13 protein-coding genes and 1 tRNA gene are annotated in these 16551 nt (G+C 62.6%); 7 read left to right on the forward strand and 7 right to left on the reverse strand.

From position 1 onward, the window contains the following. Positions 1-8: 8 nt before the first annotated feature. Positions 9-1181 (reverse strand): pyridoxal phosphate-dependent aminotransferase, encoded by a 1173-nt coding sequence (locus HT136_RS18880; RefSeq protein WP_214201364.1) that lies wholly within the window; start codon positions 1179-1181, stop codon positions 9-11. Between the two features lie 177 nt (positions 1182-1358). On the opposite strand from HT136_RS18880, the gene HT136_RS18885 reads away from it, so the two are divergent. From HT136_RS18885 to HT136_RS18900, 4 genes are all read left to right on the forward strand, one after another. Then, positions 1359-1434, forward strand: a tRNA-Thr gene (locus HT136_RS18885). A gap of 208 nt (positions 1435-1642) precedes the next feature. Continuing rightward, on the forward strand, positions 1643-2890 hold the full coding sequence (locus HT136_RS18890) for a tyrosine-type recombinase/integrase (protein ID WP_214201365.1): 1248 nt from the start codon (positions 1643-1645) through the stop codon (positions 2888-2890). 409 nt (positions 2891-3299) lie between these two features. Next, positions 3300-4181, forward strand: coding sequence for an ArdC family protein (locus tag HT136_RS18895; RefSeq protein WP_214201366.1), 882 nt, complete (start codon positions 3300-3302; stop codon positions 4179-4181). Then, a complete protein-coding gene (locus HT136_RS18900) occupies positions 4178-4462 on the forward strand; it encodes an RNA polymerase sigma factor (RefSeq protein WP_214201367.1) in 285 nt (94 codons plus the stop codon). The genes HT136_RS18895 and HT136_RS18900 overlap by 4 nt, the downstream gene beginning before the upstream one ends. A gap of 58 nt (positions 4463-4520) precedes the next feature. Here the strand turns inward: HT136_RS18900 and HT136_RS18905 are convergent, their stop codons facing one another. Beyond that, on the reverse strand, positions 4521-4736 hold the full coding sequence (locus HT136_RS18905) for a helix-turn-helix transcriptional regulator (protein WP_373280357.1): 216 nt from the start codon (positions 4734-4736) through the stop codon (positions 4521-4523). Positions 4737-5291: 555 nt separating this feature from the next. Here HT136_RS18905 and HT136_RS18910 point away from each other — a divergent pair. After that, positions 5292-6530 carry a dicarboxylate/amino acid:cation symporter gene (locus HT136_RS18910; RefSeq protein ID WP_214201368.1) on the forward strand — a complete coding sequence of 413 codons (1239 nt, stop codon included), beginning with the start codon at positions 5292-5294 and terminating at the stop codon, positions 6528-6530. Between the two features lie 79 nt (positions 6531-6609). On the opposite strand, the gene HT136_RS18915 is transcribed toward HT136_RS18910, so the two are convergent. The 5 genes from HT136_RS18915 to HT136_RS18935 form a co-directional block, all read right to left on the reverse strand. Further along, positions 6610-6960: a RidA family protein gene (locus tag HT136_RS18915; RefSeq protein ID WP_214201369.1), complete on the reverse strand. Its 351-nt coding sequence runs from the start codon at positions 6958-6960 to the stop codon at positions 6610-6612. A gap of 15 nt (positions 6961-6975) precedes the next feature. Then, complete coding sequence (locus HT136_RS18920) at positions 6976-8250, reverse strand: FAD-dependent oxidoreductase (protein WP_214201370.1); 1275 nt, start codon at positions 8248-8250, stop codon at positions 6976-6978. Positions 8251-8368: 118 nt separating this feature from the next. Further along, entirely contained in the window at positions 8369-9955 is a 1587-nt protein-coding gene (locus tag HT136_RS18925; protein WP_214201398.1) for an N-acyl-D-amino-acid deacylase family protein, read from the reverse strand. A gap of 11 nt (positions 9956-9966) precedes the next feature. Further along, positions 9967-11439 carry a serine hydrolase domain-containing protein gene (locus HT136_RS18930; RefSeq protein WP_246543900.1) on the reverse strand — a complete coding sequence of 491 codons (1473 nt, stop codon included), beginning with the start codon at positions 11437-11439 and terminating at the stop codon, positions 9967-9969. 71 nt (positions 11440-11510) lie between these two features. Continuing rightward, positions 11511-12419 (reverse strand): LysR family transcriptional regulator, encoded by a 909-nt coding sequence (locus tag HT136_RS18935; RefSeq protein ID WP_214201371.1) that lies wholly within the window; start codon positions 12417-12419, stop codon positions 11511-11513. Between the two features lie 338 nt (positions 12420-12757). Between HT136_RS18935 and HT136_RS18940 the strand changes: the two genes are divergently transcribed. Continuing rightward, positions 12758-15439, forward strand: coding sequence for a TonB-dependent receptor domain-containing protein (locus HT136_RS18940; RefSeq protein ID WP_214201372.1), 2682 nt, complete (start codon positions 12758-12760; stop codon positions 15437-15439). Positions 15440-15902: 463 nt separating this feature from the next. Then, positions 15903-16388: a surface-adhesin E family protein gene (locus HT136_RS18945; protein ID WP_214201373.1), complete on the forward strand. Its 486-nt coding sequence runs from the start codon at positions 15903-15905 to the stop codon at positions 16386-16388. Positions 16389-16551: the final 163 nt, after the last annotated feature.

The raw sequence follows: 16551 nt of genomic DNA on the forward strand, positions 1-16551 counted from the left end.
AACGAAAGTCAGGATGGGCCCGTCCTCCCGCGCCGTGTCGCGAACCAGGGCACGAGGCGTTCGATGGCCTCAACGATCTCGGCGGGCGAGACGGCGAAGCTGAAACGCATGAAGCCCGCGCCGTGGACAGGGTCGAAATCGATGCCTGGTGCCGTCGCCACGCCCGTCTCGCGCAACATCTCGCGGCAGAATGCGAGGCTGTCCTGCGTATAGGCGCTGATGTCGGCCCAAATGTAGAAAGCCCCATCCGGTGGCGCGATCCGCTCCAGCCCTAGCCGGGGGAGAGCCTCGAGCAGCATCTGCCGATTGCGGGCGTAGATCTCGACATGACCTTCCAGCTCTTCGGTGCAGTCGAAGGCAACGAGCCCGGCGTGCTGCGCCAGGACCGGCGGGGTGAGAAACAGATTGCCCATGCGCGCCCGGGCGACCGCGACCAGGTCGCGAGGCACCAGCAGCCAGCCCAGGCGCCAGCCGGTCATCGAGTAGTACTTCGAGAAGCTGTTGATCACGACCGCCTCGGGCGCATATTCGAGCAGCGAGTGCGCCTCCGGGCCATACGTCAGGCCGTGGTAGATTTCATCCGACACGATCCGGATGCCTCGCCGCGCGCAAACCTCGGCAATCGCGCGCAGATCGGCGGCTTCGATTATGGTGCCGGTGGGATTGGCCGGACTGGCGATGATCACGCCGTCGGGCGCCGGCTCGAGCGCCTCGAGTGCGGCGGCGCTGAGCTGGTAGCGCGCCTCGGCGCCGCATTCGATCTCGACCGGCTCCAGGTACATCGCCTTGAGCGTATTGCGATAGGCCACGTAACCCGGTCGGGCCAGCGCGACTCGTGCCCCCGGCGCGAACAGGCTCGAGAGCGCCAGCACGAGTGCAGGCGAAGCGCCGCAGGTGAGGATGATCTGGTCGCTTTCGACGTGCTGCCCGTAGCGCTCGCGGTAGTGGCGCGCGATGCGCTGCTTGAGCGCTTCATTCTCCCAATAACCGCCTGCTTCGGTGTCGAGCACCTCGCGTGCCTTTGCCAGGGCCGCTGCCGGAGCGCCGGTCGAGGGCTGGCCATATTCCATATGGATCACGCTGCGCCCCTGCTCAGCCAGCTCATAGGCCAACTTGCCAATGGAAATCGCGTGGAAGGGCTCGACCTGGGCGAGTTCGAAAGGGCGCGTAGGATGGGTCATGCGAGCGCTGCTAGGCCCCGCTCCGGCGGCACGCAAGCCCCGTTCAAGGCGCGAAAATCAACGCGCCGCCCCACCGCATCGCTTGCCTTTCGCAAAACCCTCTTGCACTCCTCGCCCACCCCCGGTAAAGGCGCCCCCTGCCCGCGAACCGGAAACACCCGGGAATCGCCAAGGCACGCCGCTTTAGCTCAGTTGGTAGAGCATCGCATTCGTAATGCGGGGGCCACAGGTTCGAGTCCTGTAAGCGGCACCATTAGCCCCTCCCAGAACGTCTCTGAAGCTTGAAAAAATGGCAGATTTCTGCCATTTAGAAGCTTCGATGATCTCGGAGCGTATCAGGCGAAATCACGACATCTTTTGCGAAATGGGGCCATGAGGCGGGCAAGGAATGGCCGCCACAGGACTCAAATTCGCGAAGCTTTTCGAGGCCTGACGGCTCCCGGTTTTTTGGGAGATTCGCCATGGCACTTACAGAAATCCAAATTCGCCAACTGAAGCCTGCCGACAGAAATTATCAGTGCAGTGACGGGCGGGGTCTCTATCTCGAAATTCAGTCGACCGGCTCCAAGCTCTGGCGCTTCAAGTACCGCTATCTCGGCAAGCAAAACCGGCTGGCCCTTGGACGGCATCCCGACGTCGGCCTTGCGGAAGCCCGCAGAAGGGCAGACCAAGCTCGACAGGTTCTTCAAGAAGGGGAAGATCCCCTGGCCCTGCGCAAGCAGAATAAACTGATTGCGGTCTATCAGGCGGCCAACACCTTCGAGGATGTCGCCAAGGAGTTCATCGAAAAACTGACGGCGGAGGAGCGCGCCGAGGCGACAATCGTAAAGGCCAATTGGATGTTCTCCCTTCTGAAACCGATCGCCAAGCGCCCGGTTGCGCAGATAAAGCCTCTGGAGGTCCTGGCCATTCTCAAGAAGATCGAGGCGCAGGGCAAACGCGAGACGGCACGCCGGTGCCGCGCCTTCGCCAGCCGTGTCTTCCGCTATGCCGTCGCCACAGGACGCGGCGAGCAAGACCCCACCTTCATTCTGCGCGGCGCGCTGATCGCGCCAAAGGTGAAACACCATGCCGCACTGTTGGAGCCAGCCCAGGTCGGCAAACTGCTCCGTGACGTCGACGCCTATTCGGGAACAGCGATCACTCGCCTTGCCATGCAAATCGCTCCGCACGTGATGGCGCGACCAGGCGAGTTGCGAAACGCACACTGGTCCGAATTCAACCTCGCCGAAGCTGTCTGGACGATCCCCGCCGAACGAATGAAAGCCCGACGCGCCCACGAGGTGCCTTTATCCCGGCAAGTCATCAATTACCTAATCGAGCTGCAGGACCTTACCGGACCGTACGGTTACGCCTTTCCAGCAAGACATACTGCACGCAAGACCATGAGCGAGAACACGATAAACAACGCTTTTCGGCGCATGGGCTACGGCCCACGTGACCTGACAGCGCATGGACTGCGAACTACCGCCTCTACCCTTCTCAACGAAAGCGGGCGCTGGAGTGCTGACGCTATCGAACGTTCTCTCGCGCACATGGATACAAACGCCATCCGCGGCATCTACAATCGTGGCCGCTATTGGGCCGAGCGGGTCGAGATGCACCAATGGTGGAGCGACTTTCTTGATACGCTGCGTGAAGGCATTGACGTTCAGCCAGCCTACCGGTCGCAGGCTAATTTGGCAGGCGGCGGGATACCAAAGGGATAACGCAAATATCGAGCGTCCCACGCGGATGCGTGACCGCGCTCTACTTCCGCTGCAGCTCCAGCCGAGCCACCATGCGGTGTCTCGGCGGCATAGCCGTCACGATCGCATGACGCGTTCCGTCCCGCCATTGGGCGGGCCGGTCGGGGTGCTCTAGCATCCCGACAATGGTCGCCGCGCATGAGGCGCGGCGGCGTTGAGCCTTGACGGCTCCGTGGTGGCGGGGGGGCGTCGCGGCCCCTTAGCCCCGCCTCGACGGCGCGCAACCCGTTCGCTGCGCTGCCGGGTGCTCCTCTTCGTTTCGCCCCTTCGGGTGCGCCCCGCCTTTAGCCGGCGGGGCTTCTGGTCTGCTCCTGCCGCCCCCCGCCACCCTGGCGCCGGTCAATGGCGGTTGAGGAAAGGAGCAGGAGTTATGGCCGACCGTCAGAGCCTTTATGGCGAGGTTACCGCACGAGTGATCGCCGAGCTGGAAGAAGGACGCCTTCCGTGGGTGCAGCCTTGGGACAAGGCCCGGTGTGCATGCACGATGCCGCACAACGCGGTGTCCGGACGAGTGTACTCCGGAATTAATGTGCTGATCTTGTGGTGCGAGGCGGTGGAGCGGGAATTTACTTCGCAGCGCTGGCTTACCTACAAGCAGGCCGAGAAGGCAGGCGGGCATGTCCGACGCGGAGAGAAAGGCACGGTCATTTGCTATGCTGATCGCTTTACCCCCAAGGACGAAGCCGCGAAGGCCGCAGGTGAGGACCGCGAGGCGCGCACGATTGCCTTCCTGAAGCGCTTCACGGTGTTCAATCTCGACCAGATCGAAGGGTTGCCCGAACAGTATGCCAACGAGCCAGTCGTGCCCGATCCCGTGATGGCGATAGCCGAAGTGGACAGGCTGATTACGGCCAGCGGTGCCGACTTCCGGGTCGGTGGGAGCGAAGCATTCTATTCGCCCAAGTCTGACTATGTGCAGGTGCCCCCGCAGGCCGCCTTCCATGAACCTGTGAACTGGTTTCGCACGGCCCTGCACGAGCTTGGCCACTGGGCTGGCGGCAAGGGACGGCTGGAGCGCGATCAGAGCGGCAAGTTCGGTTCGGCCTTGTACGCCAAGGAGGAACTCGTCGCGGAAATGACCTCCGCGTTTGCCTGCGCGTCGCTGGGTATCGAGCCCACGGTCCGGCACAGTGACTACATCGGAGCGTGGCTTGAAGTCTTGCGCGCCGACGAGAAGGCTATCTTCCGGGCGGCAAGTGCGGCCAGCAAAGGTGCCGACTACCTCCTGGCTTTCGGGGAGGACGTGGCATGATGCGGCGTTTCTACCAGCTGGAGCAGGCTATCCGCGAAGCGTTCCTGAGCGATGCCTTCCCCGAGTACGAGGACCCGCAGTTGCGGCGGGTGGCGCGGGCGGTTCATTCGCTGCCGCGCTTCCACCGTCAGCTGTTCTGCCTCGTGCGCTACGAGAACTGGTCCTATGACGAGATCGCTGCGCAACTCGACATCAGCTTGCGCCGGGTGGAGATCGAGATGGGCCGCGCTATTGCGATGCTGAGCCAGTCACTGGATCGGCAGAGGCGCAAGGGCTGGTGAGCAAATGGGCGCGCCCGCTGCGGCGGGCGCGCATGGCTCCTGCTGGATTTGACGGTACTCATGCCTGAGGCGGAAAATCATCAACTGAGTAGAAGATGGGATTGCGCATCCATTCGGTGACGGCGCTTTCGCGCCAGCCACAGCATCGCTCGGCGAGGCGCACTTGCCGGGGAAAGGTCCCGCTCTGAATCTTGCGGTAGAGGGTCGCGCGGGAAAGACCCGTGCGGTCGAGCACATCGCCGAGGCGAAGAAAGCGGTCAGGGGGCGTCATCATGTTCATGTGGCATGTCCTCCGATTTGGTGAGGTGGACTGGCCGGCCACGAACAAGAATGAGCCAAAACGAGGCAGGATCAAGAGCATGCGGGCACTGGCTGGAGCGCAGAACCTGGCGAAGTGAACGATCCGGGACGTCTAAGGACGGTTGGGGACGATCAAAAAATCTGCCGCCAGAATTTCCATTTTGACGTTCTGCTCGCAAGCCGTCTCAACAGGCATCGGGAGCCGCGCGATATACCGAATATCTGGCCGAATCATTCAACGTAACGCAACGATAGATGGACGGCAGCGCTGCATTCGCGCACCGCCAAACTGATTTCGAATCCAAGCCGAAAGCCCCCTTTTTAGCGGCATATTGGGGCCGTCTCCGGTCGAACCCATGCAAGCCGGATGACCGGCTCGGCAAGCGCCCTGGCAACAGGATATCATCCGCCCCTTCAATGGCGATAACCCATGGTTATGATCAGAGAAACGGTTCGCAATCGCGGTTGCGCGATTGTTTGCTATCGATGTCTTCGCATCCGCACAGACCGGAAGGAATATACCATCACGATGCTACGCACCTGGTTCGCACTATCGCTTTGGAAGCGGGTGCTGATTGCCGTCGTCCTTGGTTTCGTTGCTGGCATCCTGCTGGGCGAACAGGCCGCCTCAATCAAGTGGATTGGCGACCTGTTCATCCGCGCGATCAAAATGCTGGTCGTGCCGCTGATCTTCTTCTCGCTGGTTTCCGGTATCACTGCGGTGGGCGACATCGGCCGGCTTGGGCGTGTCGGGGGCCGTGCCCTGTTGCTGTTCATGACAACCGCGCTGGTTTCCGTCTCGCTTGGCATGGGTCTCGCCACGCTCGTCCAGCCGGGCGCGAACCTCGCCATCGAATTGCCGGCAGGCAGCGTGGTCCCCGCCGCGCCCGACCAGTCGTTGGTCGCGATGATCGTGGGCCTCGTGCCGGACAATCCGGTCATGGCGATGGCGCAAGGCTCAATCCTCCCGGTAATCGTCTTCTCGGTCCTGCTGGGCATCTCCCTACTCGTCACCGGAGAAGATGCCGCCCCGTTGACGCGAATCATGAACGCCGGCTCGTCGGTCATGCAGACGATGACCATCTTCGTGATGGAACTGACGCCTTTCGGTGTCTTCGCCCTGATCGCCTGGGTCATAGGGACGTTCGGATTCGAAGCGCTGGTGCCGCTGGCCAAGCTGGTTGCGCTCAATTATCTGGGCTGCGCCCTGATCCTGGGCCTGCTTTACCCGCTTATCCTACGCACTATCGCGCGCCTGCCGGTGCGCGACTTCTACCGCGGGATCATCGACGCACAGGCGGTCGCCTTCTCCACCGCTTCCTCAAACGCCGCCCTGCCCGTGACCTTGCGCTGCGTCGAACGCAACCTTGGCGTCTCAAACGCGGTGGCCAGCTTCACGGTCGCGCTCGGCGCCACGATCAACATGAACGGCACCGCGATGTACCTGGGCGTGATCGCGCTGTTCGGCGCGCAGGCCTATGGCATCGAGCTGCACTGGCTCTCCTATGCTCTCATCGCCCTCACCTCCACGCTGGGTGCGATCGGCGCAGCCGGTGTTCCCGGCTCTGGCTTGGTGATGATGAGCCTCGTACTTTCCACGATCGGCGTTCCTCTTGAGACGATCGCGTTCGTGGCAGGGATCAACCACATCCTGGACATGGCGCGCACGATGACCAACGTCACCGGTGACGCGGTCGTGGCGGTCGCGGTCGGACGGATGGCCGGGGAAATCGACATCGCCGAGTACGTCTCCGCCGACGACGTCTAGGGTCAGGGCCGTGGATACGAAAAGGGCGCGCCCTGCCGAATGCAGGACGCGCCCTTTTCGTATCCAAGCGGCTTTGCGTTCACGCCACGCAGGCCACCGCCTCGATCTCGACATCGCCCGCGACGAGCCCGGAAATGACCGTGGAGCGCGCAGGAAAGGGCTCACCGAAGACCTCACGGTACACCGCATTGAAGCCGGGCATGAAATCCGCGTCTGTCAACCAGGCGGTTATCTTGACGACCTGATCGAGCCGCGCGCCCGCTTCGGCCAGGACCGTTGCAAGATTAGCCAGCGCCTGCCGGGTCTGCACCGTAATGTCGCCCTCGACAACGCGCCCCTTTGCATCGCGCGGCAGTTGTCCAGAGGTAAAGATCAGGGAACCCGCGCGACGATATCGGCTGAGTGGAGGTGGTGTCGCAGGCTGCGTCATGGATGAAGGGTCCTTTCAGGAGGAAGAGGCCGCGGCCTGCGTGGCCGCGACGAGAGTGGCGATCCGCTGCGCGGCGCCAGCGGCGAAAGTCCATCCCAACATGCCGTGCCCGACGTTGAGGAAGAGCCGCTGGCGCACCTGGCGGATGATCGGGCGGGAATCGGGCGTCATCGGGCGCAGCCCTGCCCAGCCATCGCCCGCCGCGGCGTAGTCCGCCGCCGCAGGCAGCGCGGCGCGCGCACCATCCACGAGCGTGCGCAACCGGCCGGGCTCCACCACGCGATCACTGCGTCCCAGTTCGGCAAGGCCGGCCACCCGCAGGGTACCCCCCAACCGGCAGAAAACGATCTTGCGCGCTGTATCGGTCACGCTGATCGATGGCGCCTGCGCGCCGACGGGGGCCGTAAAGCTGTACCCCTTCATCGGCCGGATCGGGACGCGCAGGCCGAGCGGGGTGAGAAACCGCGCCGCGTCAGCGCCGAGACATACCACCGCGCAGCGCCCCGAAATTACTTCACCATCGCTGCGCAGCGCGTGGGCATACTCCCCATCGGCCTGCAGGCGAGCGACAGGAAAGCCGAACTGCGCACGCACGGCGTAGTCCCGCTCGAGGATATCCAGCAGGGCAAGGCAGAAACGGTACGGATCACCGACCTCCTCGCCCGGTGTCCACAAGGCACCCGCAAAAGCTCCCGTACCGGCGAGGGCTGGCTCGCGATCGATTGCCTGACCAGGCGTAAGCAAGTGCTGCTCGATGCCCGTCCGCTGCTTGATGACCGCAACCGCGCGGGCGTGGTCAAGGCTTGCAACATCTCGAAAAACATGGAGCTTACCCGGCGTGGCATGGCCAAAGTCAAAGGGATGGCGATTCCGCAATTCGGCCATGGCCGCCTGCGATTCCAACGCCAGTTCGAGCGTTGCCAGGGTGTTTGCACGAAAGCGCGCCTGTGAGCAGTTGCGCAGGAAGGCAAGGCCCCAGCGCAGGAACGCGGGGTCGGGCGAAAGCCGGACACGAAAGGCGGGGTCCATCCCGGCCACAAGCGCCGGGATGCGCTTCAGCAGGCCTGGCTGCGCCAACGCATCGGTATAGGCATAGCTAAGCTGCGCCCCGTTGGCGAAGGAGGTGCCCTGCCCCGGCCCATCGGCCTGATCCACCAGAACAACCGACAGGCCCTTGCGCGCCAGCGCATAAGCCGTCGTCACACCGATAACACCGGCGCCAAGCACCAGCACATCGGCGACAGGCCCGGCGGCAGCAGGCCTGACAGTCTCAGGCGTGCCGAGGCGCATCGATGACAGGCAGACCTCTCCCTTCGCTGGTTGCGAATGTTCCATGGGTTTCCTTCGAATAGAAAATTTACAGGCGACGACGCGCAGCCTTCCGGCTGCGGCGGGATGCCGGTTCCGGTTAACCTGGGCAGGTGCCGGGCGGAGCGGAGCGACGGATCGCCCGGCCAGCGGCAACGCCGGTAGGTTGGCTACCCAGAACAGCCGCCCTGCCGTTCACGAACAGGCTCTCTACGCCCACGGTCAGCTCACGCGGCTGCACATAGGTCGCCACCGGACGGTAGCGCGCGGGATCGAACACCACGACATCAGCCTTGTAGCCGGGCTTCAGATGCCCCCGGTCGGTCAGCCCGAACATGTCAGCGGTGCGCCCCGTGCTGCTGTTGATGAACGTAGCAAGATCGATGACCTCAGCCTCCTTCACATAGTGCGCGTACTTCTGCGGAAAGGTCGCGTACATACGCGGGTGGCCTTCCGAGCCGTCCGAACTTGTGACTACCCAGGGCTGGCGCATGAAGGTCGCGATGTCCCCCTCGGCCATGTTGAACGAGACGACCTTGCCGCTCCTGTCACCGTCACGGATAATCCGGATCGCAGCCGCAACCGGGTCGAGGGTCCAGCGAGCCGCAATCTCATCGAGCCGCATTGCCGTCCATTCGTGTCCCGGATCGGTCAGCAGCAAGGCATGGGCCCCGCCCCGACGACGCAGGTTCTCGCGCATTTCCGTCTCGATCTTCGCGCGGGTGACGGGATCCTCCAGTCGAGCCAGCATCGGCTCACGCCCGCCATCCTGCGCCCAGCCGGGCAAAAGCGAGGCCTGCAGGCTTGTGCCCGAAGCGTCCCATGGGTATTGATCGGCGGTGACGACCTGACCGCTGGCGCGGGCCTTGTCAATCAGTTCGATGATCGCGCCCGACTGACCCTGCACATCGACACCCAGCACCTTGATGTGCGCGAAATGGACAGGCAGGTGGCCATCGCGCCCGATCTCGAGCGCTTCCTCGACCGATTTCGCGATACCGATGGTATAGGTCGCCTCGTCACGCTGGTGGGTGTCATAGATCCCGCCGCGCTTGCCCGCCTCTGCCGCGAGCGCAGCCACCTCACCGGTCTTGGCAAAGCTTTGGGGGGCGTAGAACAGGCCAGTCGAAAAGCCGATCGCACCTTCACACATACCCTTGGCGACCAACGCCTTCATGGCGTTCAGTTCCTTATCGTCGGGCGCACGGGCATCATCGCCCAGAACGGCGCGGCGCACCGGGGAAAAACCGACATAAGCGGCCACGTTAAGCCCGAAACCGCGGGCCTCCAGATCGTCGAAGAAGCTTGCGACATCAGGTGTACCGCCACCGTCGACACCGGTGAAGATCGTCGTCACGCCCTGCATCATCCAGGCGAGGTTGAGCCTCACTTGCGCATCTGTGCTACCAAGAAAGCGCCCCGCGTGAGTGTGCGGATCGATGAAGCCAGGCGCCACGATCATCCCCCGGGCATCGACGACATGCGCGCCGCGCGGCGCCTTGCGGCTCGGCCCGACGTAGACGATGGTATCACCGCGCAGCACCACATCGCCGACGAGCGGTTTCGGACTGCTGCCGTCGTAGATAGTCCCCCCGGTCAGGACCGTAGTGGTGGCCGTGCCCGCCTGCGCTGTTGCTCCCGTCGCCAGCCCGGCGGCGGCCAGAACGGCAAGGAGGGAGCTCATCATTCGTGCGCCGGTCACTTGCGCTTTCCTTCCTTGCTGCGGCTAAAGACGATCCCCTTGATCGCACCGCGGCTCACCACAATGCGATCGGGATCATCGGTGAGCGCGATGGTCACGCCATCGTCGTGAAACAGGCCGTCATCGGCGGGACGGAACGTGAAGACGGCTGGCGCCTCGAGGAAACCGGAGGTAACCTCCACGCGCAACCCCGCTCCTTCGGGGGTAAGGCGATAGCTGGCCCCCAATTCATCGGAATGAAACAGGCCAGCGGGCTGCACGCGCGGCATTCCGGGATAGCGCACGCCCTGTGCCGCCATGACCTGCTTGAGCCGCGCACTCGCCGTCCAGTCCCCGCGGTTGCACAACAGCGCAAAAGCCTCACGGGTTTGCGGCAGACGGATGTAAGCGTGCTTGAGCGCTTCGGCCGACCCGGTGTGCTGGACCACTGCCTGGCCGTCTATCGTGCCGATATGCAGTCCGCCTCCATAGCCCAGCCCTTCGCCATCATCGATCGGCGTACCATCGCTGTAGTGTCCGGGCGTCAGCATGATCCTCGCGACGGCATCGGTCCAGACCCGGTGCCCGCGCTCGATGTCATATTCGTAGCGCGCCAGATCGTTCATCGAGAGCATAAGCCCACCCGATCCGCTGAACCGCGGGAAGGTATCGCGCTGGACAAAGCCATTGCCCGCAGGAAGGTAGCCGTGCGCAAAGGTTCCCGGGCGCGGATCGGAACCGCTCAGGAAGTAGGACCGGGTCATCCCCATCGGATCGAGAATCGTGCGCTTGGCATAGGCGGCGAACGGCTCACCCGTCACCCGCTCCACGATTTCGGCAAGCAGGAAATAGCCCCCGTTTGAATAACTGTACGCCGTGCCCGGCACGAATTGGGTGTCGCGCTGGCGAAAGACCAACGCAAGTGCAGCCTCCTTGGGCGCCTGGCCGACATCGGCCATGCCCGCCATGCGTACCAAGCCCAGCGAATCGCGAATACCGGCTGTGTGCTGCATGAGCATCGCCACGGTCATCGGGGCACGGTAAACCGGCAGTTCGGGCAGGTAGCGGCGCACATCCTCTTCGAGCGCCAGCTTGCCCTCAACAACGAGCCGAGCCACGGCAAGGTCGGTGAACTGCTTGGAAAGCGACGCGGCATAGAACAGCGTATCGCCATCAAGCGCACGCTGCGCGGGAATATCGGCGTAGCCTTGCGCGACCATCGCGGTCATCGCGCCGTCACGGAACGTGCCCGTCACGCAGCCGGGCGCAAAAGGATGCCCAGCATCCGCCAGAAGCGCCCGGATGGCTTCCGAACCGGCTGACGCGCGACCTTGCCCGGACTCAGCCAGGCTTGGCGCAGCCGCCAGCCACATCGCCAGCGCAGAGCCCAGCAGGCAGGCCCAACGTCGGTTTGCTCGAGTATGGCAGGAAACAGACACGTACACCTCTTTTCGACTGACCTCTGGGACTGCCCCTTCACGGCTGACCATGCATCACCGACTGGCCCAGGACCGGTTTGCAGCCCCGGGTCGCGCAAGACAATGTCACGTTCTTGGGCTAGTCATAACCTGGGTCTATGGAATGGGTCGAGATCACCCCTGCCCTGTTTCGGCAAGAACTTCGCAAACGGTCTCGACGAACAGCGCGGCAAGATCCTGCGATGGTGCGCTGCGAAGCGTCGTCGCGTACACGGGCGCCTTGACGTCCGGCACCAGCCGGTAGAGGACAAGGCAGCCGCGGTATACTCGTCGGTGACCGTCACCCCTACGCCTTCGCGCACAAGCGCAAGCGCCGCGTAATACGTATGCGACGTGACGACTTCGTTTGGCGTGATTTCCAGTCGGTTCAATTCGTTCACGAAGGCATCGGCCAGTGGCCCACTTTCCCGCAGGCCAATGAAATCCACCCCGTGCAACGCCTCGATAGGGACCAGTTGTTCATCCCCGCCAAACGTATTGCGCGGCGCAATCAGCACGAGCCCGGCCTGACCCAGCACCACCTGATGCAGATGCGATTGCCGCGAAATACGAAAACCAATGGCGACATCGCATTCCCGCTCGTTAAGACTACGCTCCATTTCCCGGCTGTGCAGCGTGGTGATCTCTGCGGTCACCTGCGCATGGCGCGAGCACAGGCGCGCAAGCGCCCGGGGCGCGACGGCAAGCGCGATCGAAGGCAGCACGGCCACCTTGAGATGCCCACCCTTGCGTGTGCCCAGATTACGCGCCGTGCGCGCCAGGCGGCTGAGGCTGGTGTAGACCTCGGCGACTTCGGAAAAGAGTTCATGCGCCTGCTCGGTCGCCACCAAGCGCCCCTTGGTACGCTGGAACAGGTCATATCCCAACTGGTCCTCTGCGTGGCGCAACACTTTGCTAACCGAGGGCTGCGAAACGTTGAGCGCACGAGCGGCGTCGCTGATCGAGCCATGCTCATAGACGGCGTGAAAGACTTCGATGTGGCGCAAGCGCATGTATCGCCCCCCTGCGTGCGAGCCAGCTCGCCTAGGCCAGCTTTGGAAACCACCAGACGCCCACCCCAGACACGATCGGCGCGCGGCGAGACATAACGTGAGGTTATGACTATCGCAGCTCTTGATGCTTCGCGCCCCTCCCCTTTGATTGCAACATTGTTGCACACCGAAAAATGCAACAATCAGGGGAAATCATGAGGTATTCACACCAGGAGCAGCCATCGTCCAGCCGAAAGGCAACGCAAGTCGGCAAGGAATGGTCCGCCAAAGCCTTGCTCGCCTGCGGAACCGCTTTGGCCTTCTGCAATTCGTCGCCCGCCTTCGCACAGGCATCGGTTTTGACGAACGGAGCCGAGAGCACCTCCCCGCAACGCTCCACAACCGAGGAAATCGTCGTTACCGGCTCGCTCATCGCGCGCAACGGCTTCGACACCCCCACGCCCGTGACCGCGATCAGCGCCGAGGACCTCCAACGCACCGCCGCTCCCGACATCGCCGATGTCATCAACCAGATGCCCTCGGTCCGCCCTTCGCTGACACCGGCCAGCACCGGCAACCTGAGCAGCATGGCCACCGGCAACTATCTCGACCTGCGCGGCCTAGGTTATTTGCGCACGCTGGTCCTGGTCGACGGTCACCGCTATGTGCCCAGCACCCCCAACGGCGGCATCAACATCAGTTCCATCCCGCAGGCGCTGGTCAAAAGCGTCGACATCGTCACCGGCGGCGCTTCGGCGACCTATGGTTCGGACGCGGTCGCCGGCGCGGTGAACATCAAGATCGACGATGCCTTCGAAGGCATCAAGGGCAAGCTGCAGGGCGGCATCACCGATCATAACGACTACCGCAATTTCCTGGGATCGCTGGCCTACGGTACGCGCTTCGCCGATGGACGCATGCGCCTCGTGGTAGCCGCAGACGTCGCGCAGAACGGCGGCATCGATTCCATCGGCGATCGCGACTGGGGCAACAACCCGGCGCGCATCTCCAACCCGGCCTACACCGCAAGCAATGACGAACCGCGCTACCTTCTCGTCTCCAACGCGCACTCCGCGAACGCCAGCTATGGCGGCGTCATAAATTCGCCCGGCGCGCTGTCTGGTATCCAGTTCGCCGCCGACGGTTCGGCCATTCCCTTTACCTATGGCTCGCTCGTCTCCTCCTCGAGCATGGTCGGGGGCGATGGCAGCAATTCGACGGCAGACAACGTCGGCGCGGTGCCCTACACCCGCTACAACGGCTTTGGCCGCCTGACCTTCGAGGCAAGCGACGCGCTGACCCTGTTCACCGAATTCAGCTACTCCAAGACGACCTCGCGCTACCCGACGCTGGCGCGCAAACGCCAGTACACCATCTCGGTCGATAACCCCTTCATTCCCGATTCGGTGCGCGACGTGATGCTGGCCGAAGGGATTTCCAGCTTCGTCATGGGCCGCAGCCTCAACGACTTCGCGCGCAATGACCTGCGGATCAACATCGCCACCTTGCAAAGCGTTACCGGCGCGCAAGGCCGTTTTGGCGATGGCTGGACCTGGGATGCCTACTACAGCTTCGGACGCACCAAGAACGTCCTGAAGCTGGAGCAGTACATCACCGAACGTTTTAACCTTGCGCTCGACGCGGTAACCGATCCGGACACCGGCGCAGCGGTGTGCCGCTCTACGCTGACCGATCCCGACAACGGCTGCGTGCCGATCAACCTGATCGGCGAAGGCAACGTGTCGCAAGCTGCACTTAACTACATCAACGGCACTTCGCAGCGCGAATGGGACATCCGCCAGCACGTCCTGTCCGGCACGCTCCACGGCCAGCCTTTCTCCACTTGGGCAGGCCCAGTCGGCATCGCCGTGGGTGCGGAATATCGCCGTTCAAGCGTCGATACGACCTCGGACGCCATCTCGCAGGCGCAAGGCTACCTTGGCGGCGGAACAATGGCCTATTCGGGCAAGGTCGAGGTCAAGGAAGCCTTCGGCGAGATCCTCGTCCCGCTGGCCGCAGACCAGCCCTGGGCACGCGACCTCAGTCTCAACGTAGCCGGCCGCGTGACCGACTACAGCACCTCGGGCACAGTCGAGACGTGGAAAGCAGGCTTGAACTACGCCGTCAACGACAGTGTGCGCCTACGCCTCACCCGCTCGCGCGACATTCGCGCACCGGGTCTGGAGGAGCTCTACGCCGCAGGGTCTACCAGTTCGCTCAGCGTGACCGATCCCGAACTGGAAGGGGCGAGCTATACCGTGCAGGCGCTTAACACCGGCAACCCCGATCTGACCCCGGAAAAGGCCGACACCTTCACCGCCGGGCTCATCCTGACCCCGGGCTTCGTCCCCGGCCTGAAGCTCTCGATCGACTACTATGACATCAAGCTGAAGAACGCGATCATCAGCCTGACCCCCGCGACGATTGTCGAGCAGTGCTACTCCACCGCTCCGCAGCTCTGCTCGCTGATTACCCGTGGCGAGGACGGCGCGATCACCAGCGTACTCAACGGCCCGGTCAACCTGCAGCGCGTGCAAGAACGCGGCATCGACTTCGAAGGCTCCTACAGCCTCGCGCTCGGAACCGGGCAGCTCGGCATGCGCGCGCTCGTCACCTATATCGACAAGGCCCAGATTTACGATGGCACGACGACCACCGATCTGGTCGACGCGGTGAACCAGCCGACTATCGCCGCGCTTGGCGGCAATCCGCGCTGGCGTTTCAACACCAGCGCCAGCTACGCCACCGGCCAGTGGCGCCTCAGCCTTGGCGCCCGCTATGTCGGCGGCGGACGCATCGATCCGGACTACACCGAGAAGGATATCGACGTGTTGCGCGTCAACGGGCGGCTCTACTTCGACCTATCGGGTGAAATGACAGTGTTCGACCGGGGCAGCGACAAGATCGTGCTCTACGGCAGCGTCCAGAACCTGTTCGACCAGGACCCGCCGATCACCGGCGTAGGCGGCTATGGCACCACGCGTTCGCTCTACGATACGATCGGGCGGGTCTATACCATGGGCGTGCGCTTCCAGCTCTGAGCCTGTGTCTGGGCCGGGCCTGACCGACCCCGAAAACAAAAGCAACGCCCCGGAGCGCGCAAGACCCGCTCCGGGGCGTTGTCGCATTGCATAAAATCGGTCCCGCCGGGTTGGCCATCGGCGCTTGCGATGTGTCGCCACAGTGATCCGGGAACCGGGTGCGGGTTCAATCCCCTGCCGCTGATAACTGCCTTGGGCCGGTTGCGGAACGTCCGGTTCGAAGAAGACAGCCAAGTAAAGCCGACATTGGTGCTTTCTCTTAGCCCCGTTAGAAGCTTCGGACACCGTGACTGAATTGGTAGACCTATCACGACAGCGGTCCCGAAAAAATGTTGGAGTTCAATTCCCCCCCCCTGCCGCTGATAATTAGGACAAGAGGTCCTGACTTAGTGGGCCATGAGAAATGGACAGTTGTCACAATGTCAGGCTACTCTTGGGCAATACAACCTTAGGAGTCATAAAATTGCGGTCGATCGTTCGTATTGTGCTTATCGCCACAGCGATAAGCGGTGCTTCGGGCGTTCATGCTGCCCCTTATAAGCTTATGGATTTGAATGCTGAAGCGCTTCAAGCAATCGACGCCGGGTCCATAACAATGACGGGGAATATTGCCAATTTTTGGCTTTTTACGCAGTATTGGCGCCCTCAGACGGTCGATCATAAATCTATGTCGGTGGTAAAAAGTCGATTTGAGATTGATTGCTCGACCAACAAAATGCGTGCGATATCCATCAACTTTTTCACCGATATCAAAACACCCCTATCTAACAACGGCGATGGCGGTTTCGCCTGGACTTCAATTATTCCCGATTCGTGGTTCATGAAGGTGCGCGGCGCAGCTTGCGATAATAAATATGGGGCTATGGGCAAGATGGATTGGCAAGATTTCGAGACAATGGTGAATTTAAATCGCGAAATCGCCCGAACATCATATCCCTCAATACCTTAAGGCTGTTGATTGCCACTGAGAAGTGACCCGGGATTTCCACTGAGAAGTGATGGAGTGGATGCCCCCTCCCGACGGCATCGAATGTGCCATTGTGATGTTTCCGAACGTCACAGCAGAGGAGAAGGCATCCATGGGTGAAGTTAGCATCATCGGTCTGGATCTG

The sequence above is a fragment of the Novosphingobium profundi genome (assembly GCF_018491765.1).
Classification (GTDB): Bacteria; Pseudomonadota; Alphaproteobacteria; order Sphingomonadales; family Sphingomonadaceae; genus Novosphingobium; species Novosphingobium profundi.

Bases quoted from the DNA above. Each gene is read 5' to 3' on its own strand.
- HT136_RS18890 (WP_214201365.1), top strand. From the start codon at position 1,643: ATGGCACTTACAGAAATCCAAATTCGCCAACTGAAGCCTGCCGACAGA.
- HT136_RS18880 (WP_214201364.1), bottom strand. From the start codon at position 1,181: ATGACCCATCCTACGCGCCCTTTCGAACTCGCCCAGGTCGAGCCCTTC.
- HT136_RS18895 (WP_214201366.1), top strand. From the start codon at position 3,300: ATGGCCGACCGTCAGAGCCTTTATGGCGAGGTTACCGCACGAGTGATC.
- HT136_RS18915 (WP_214201369.1), bottom strand. From the start codon at position 6,960: ATGACGCAGCCTGCGACACCACCTCCACTCAGCCGATATCGTCGCGCG.
- HT136_RS18920 (WP_214201370.1), bottom strand. From the start codon at position 8,250: ATGCGCCTCGGCACGCCTGAGACTGTCAGGCCTGCTGCCGCCGGGCCT.
- HT136_RS18935 (WP_214201371.1), bottom strand. From the start codon at position 12,419: ATGCGCTTGCGCCACATCGAAGTCTTTCACGCCGTCTATGAGCATGGC.
- HT136_RS18925 (WP_214201398.1), bottom strand. From the start codon at position 9,955: ATGATGAGCTCCCTCCTTGCCGTTCTGGCCGCCGCCGGGCTGGCGACG.
- HT136_RS18930 (WP_246543900.1), bottom strand. From the start codon at position 11,439: ATGGTCAGCCGTGAAGGGGCAGTCCCAGAGGTCAGTCGAAAAGAGGTG.
- HT136_RS18905 (WP_373280357.1), bottom strand. From the start codon at position 4,736: ATGATGACGCCCCCTGACCGCTTTCTTCGCCTCGGCGATGTGCTCGAC.
- HT136_RS18900 (WP_214201367.1), top strand. From the start codon at position 4,178: ATGATGCGGCGTTTCTACCAGCTGGAGCAGGCTATCCGCGAAGCGTTC.
- HT136_RS18910 (WP_214201368.1), top strand. From the start codon at position 5,292: ATGCTACGCACCTGGTTCGCACTATCGCTTTGGAAGCGGGTGCTGATT.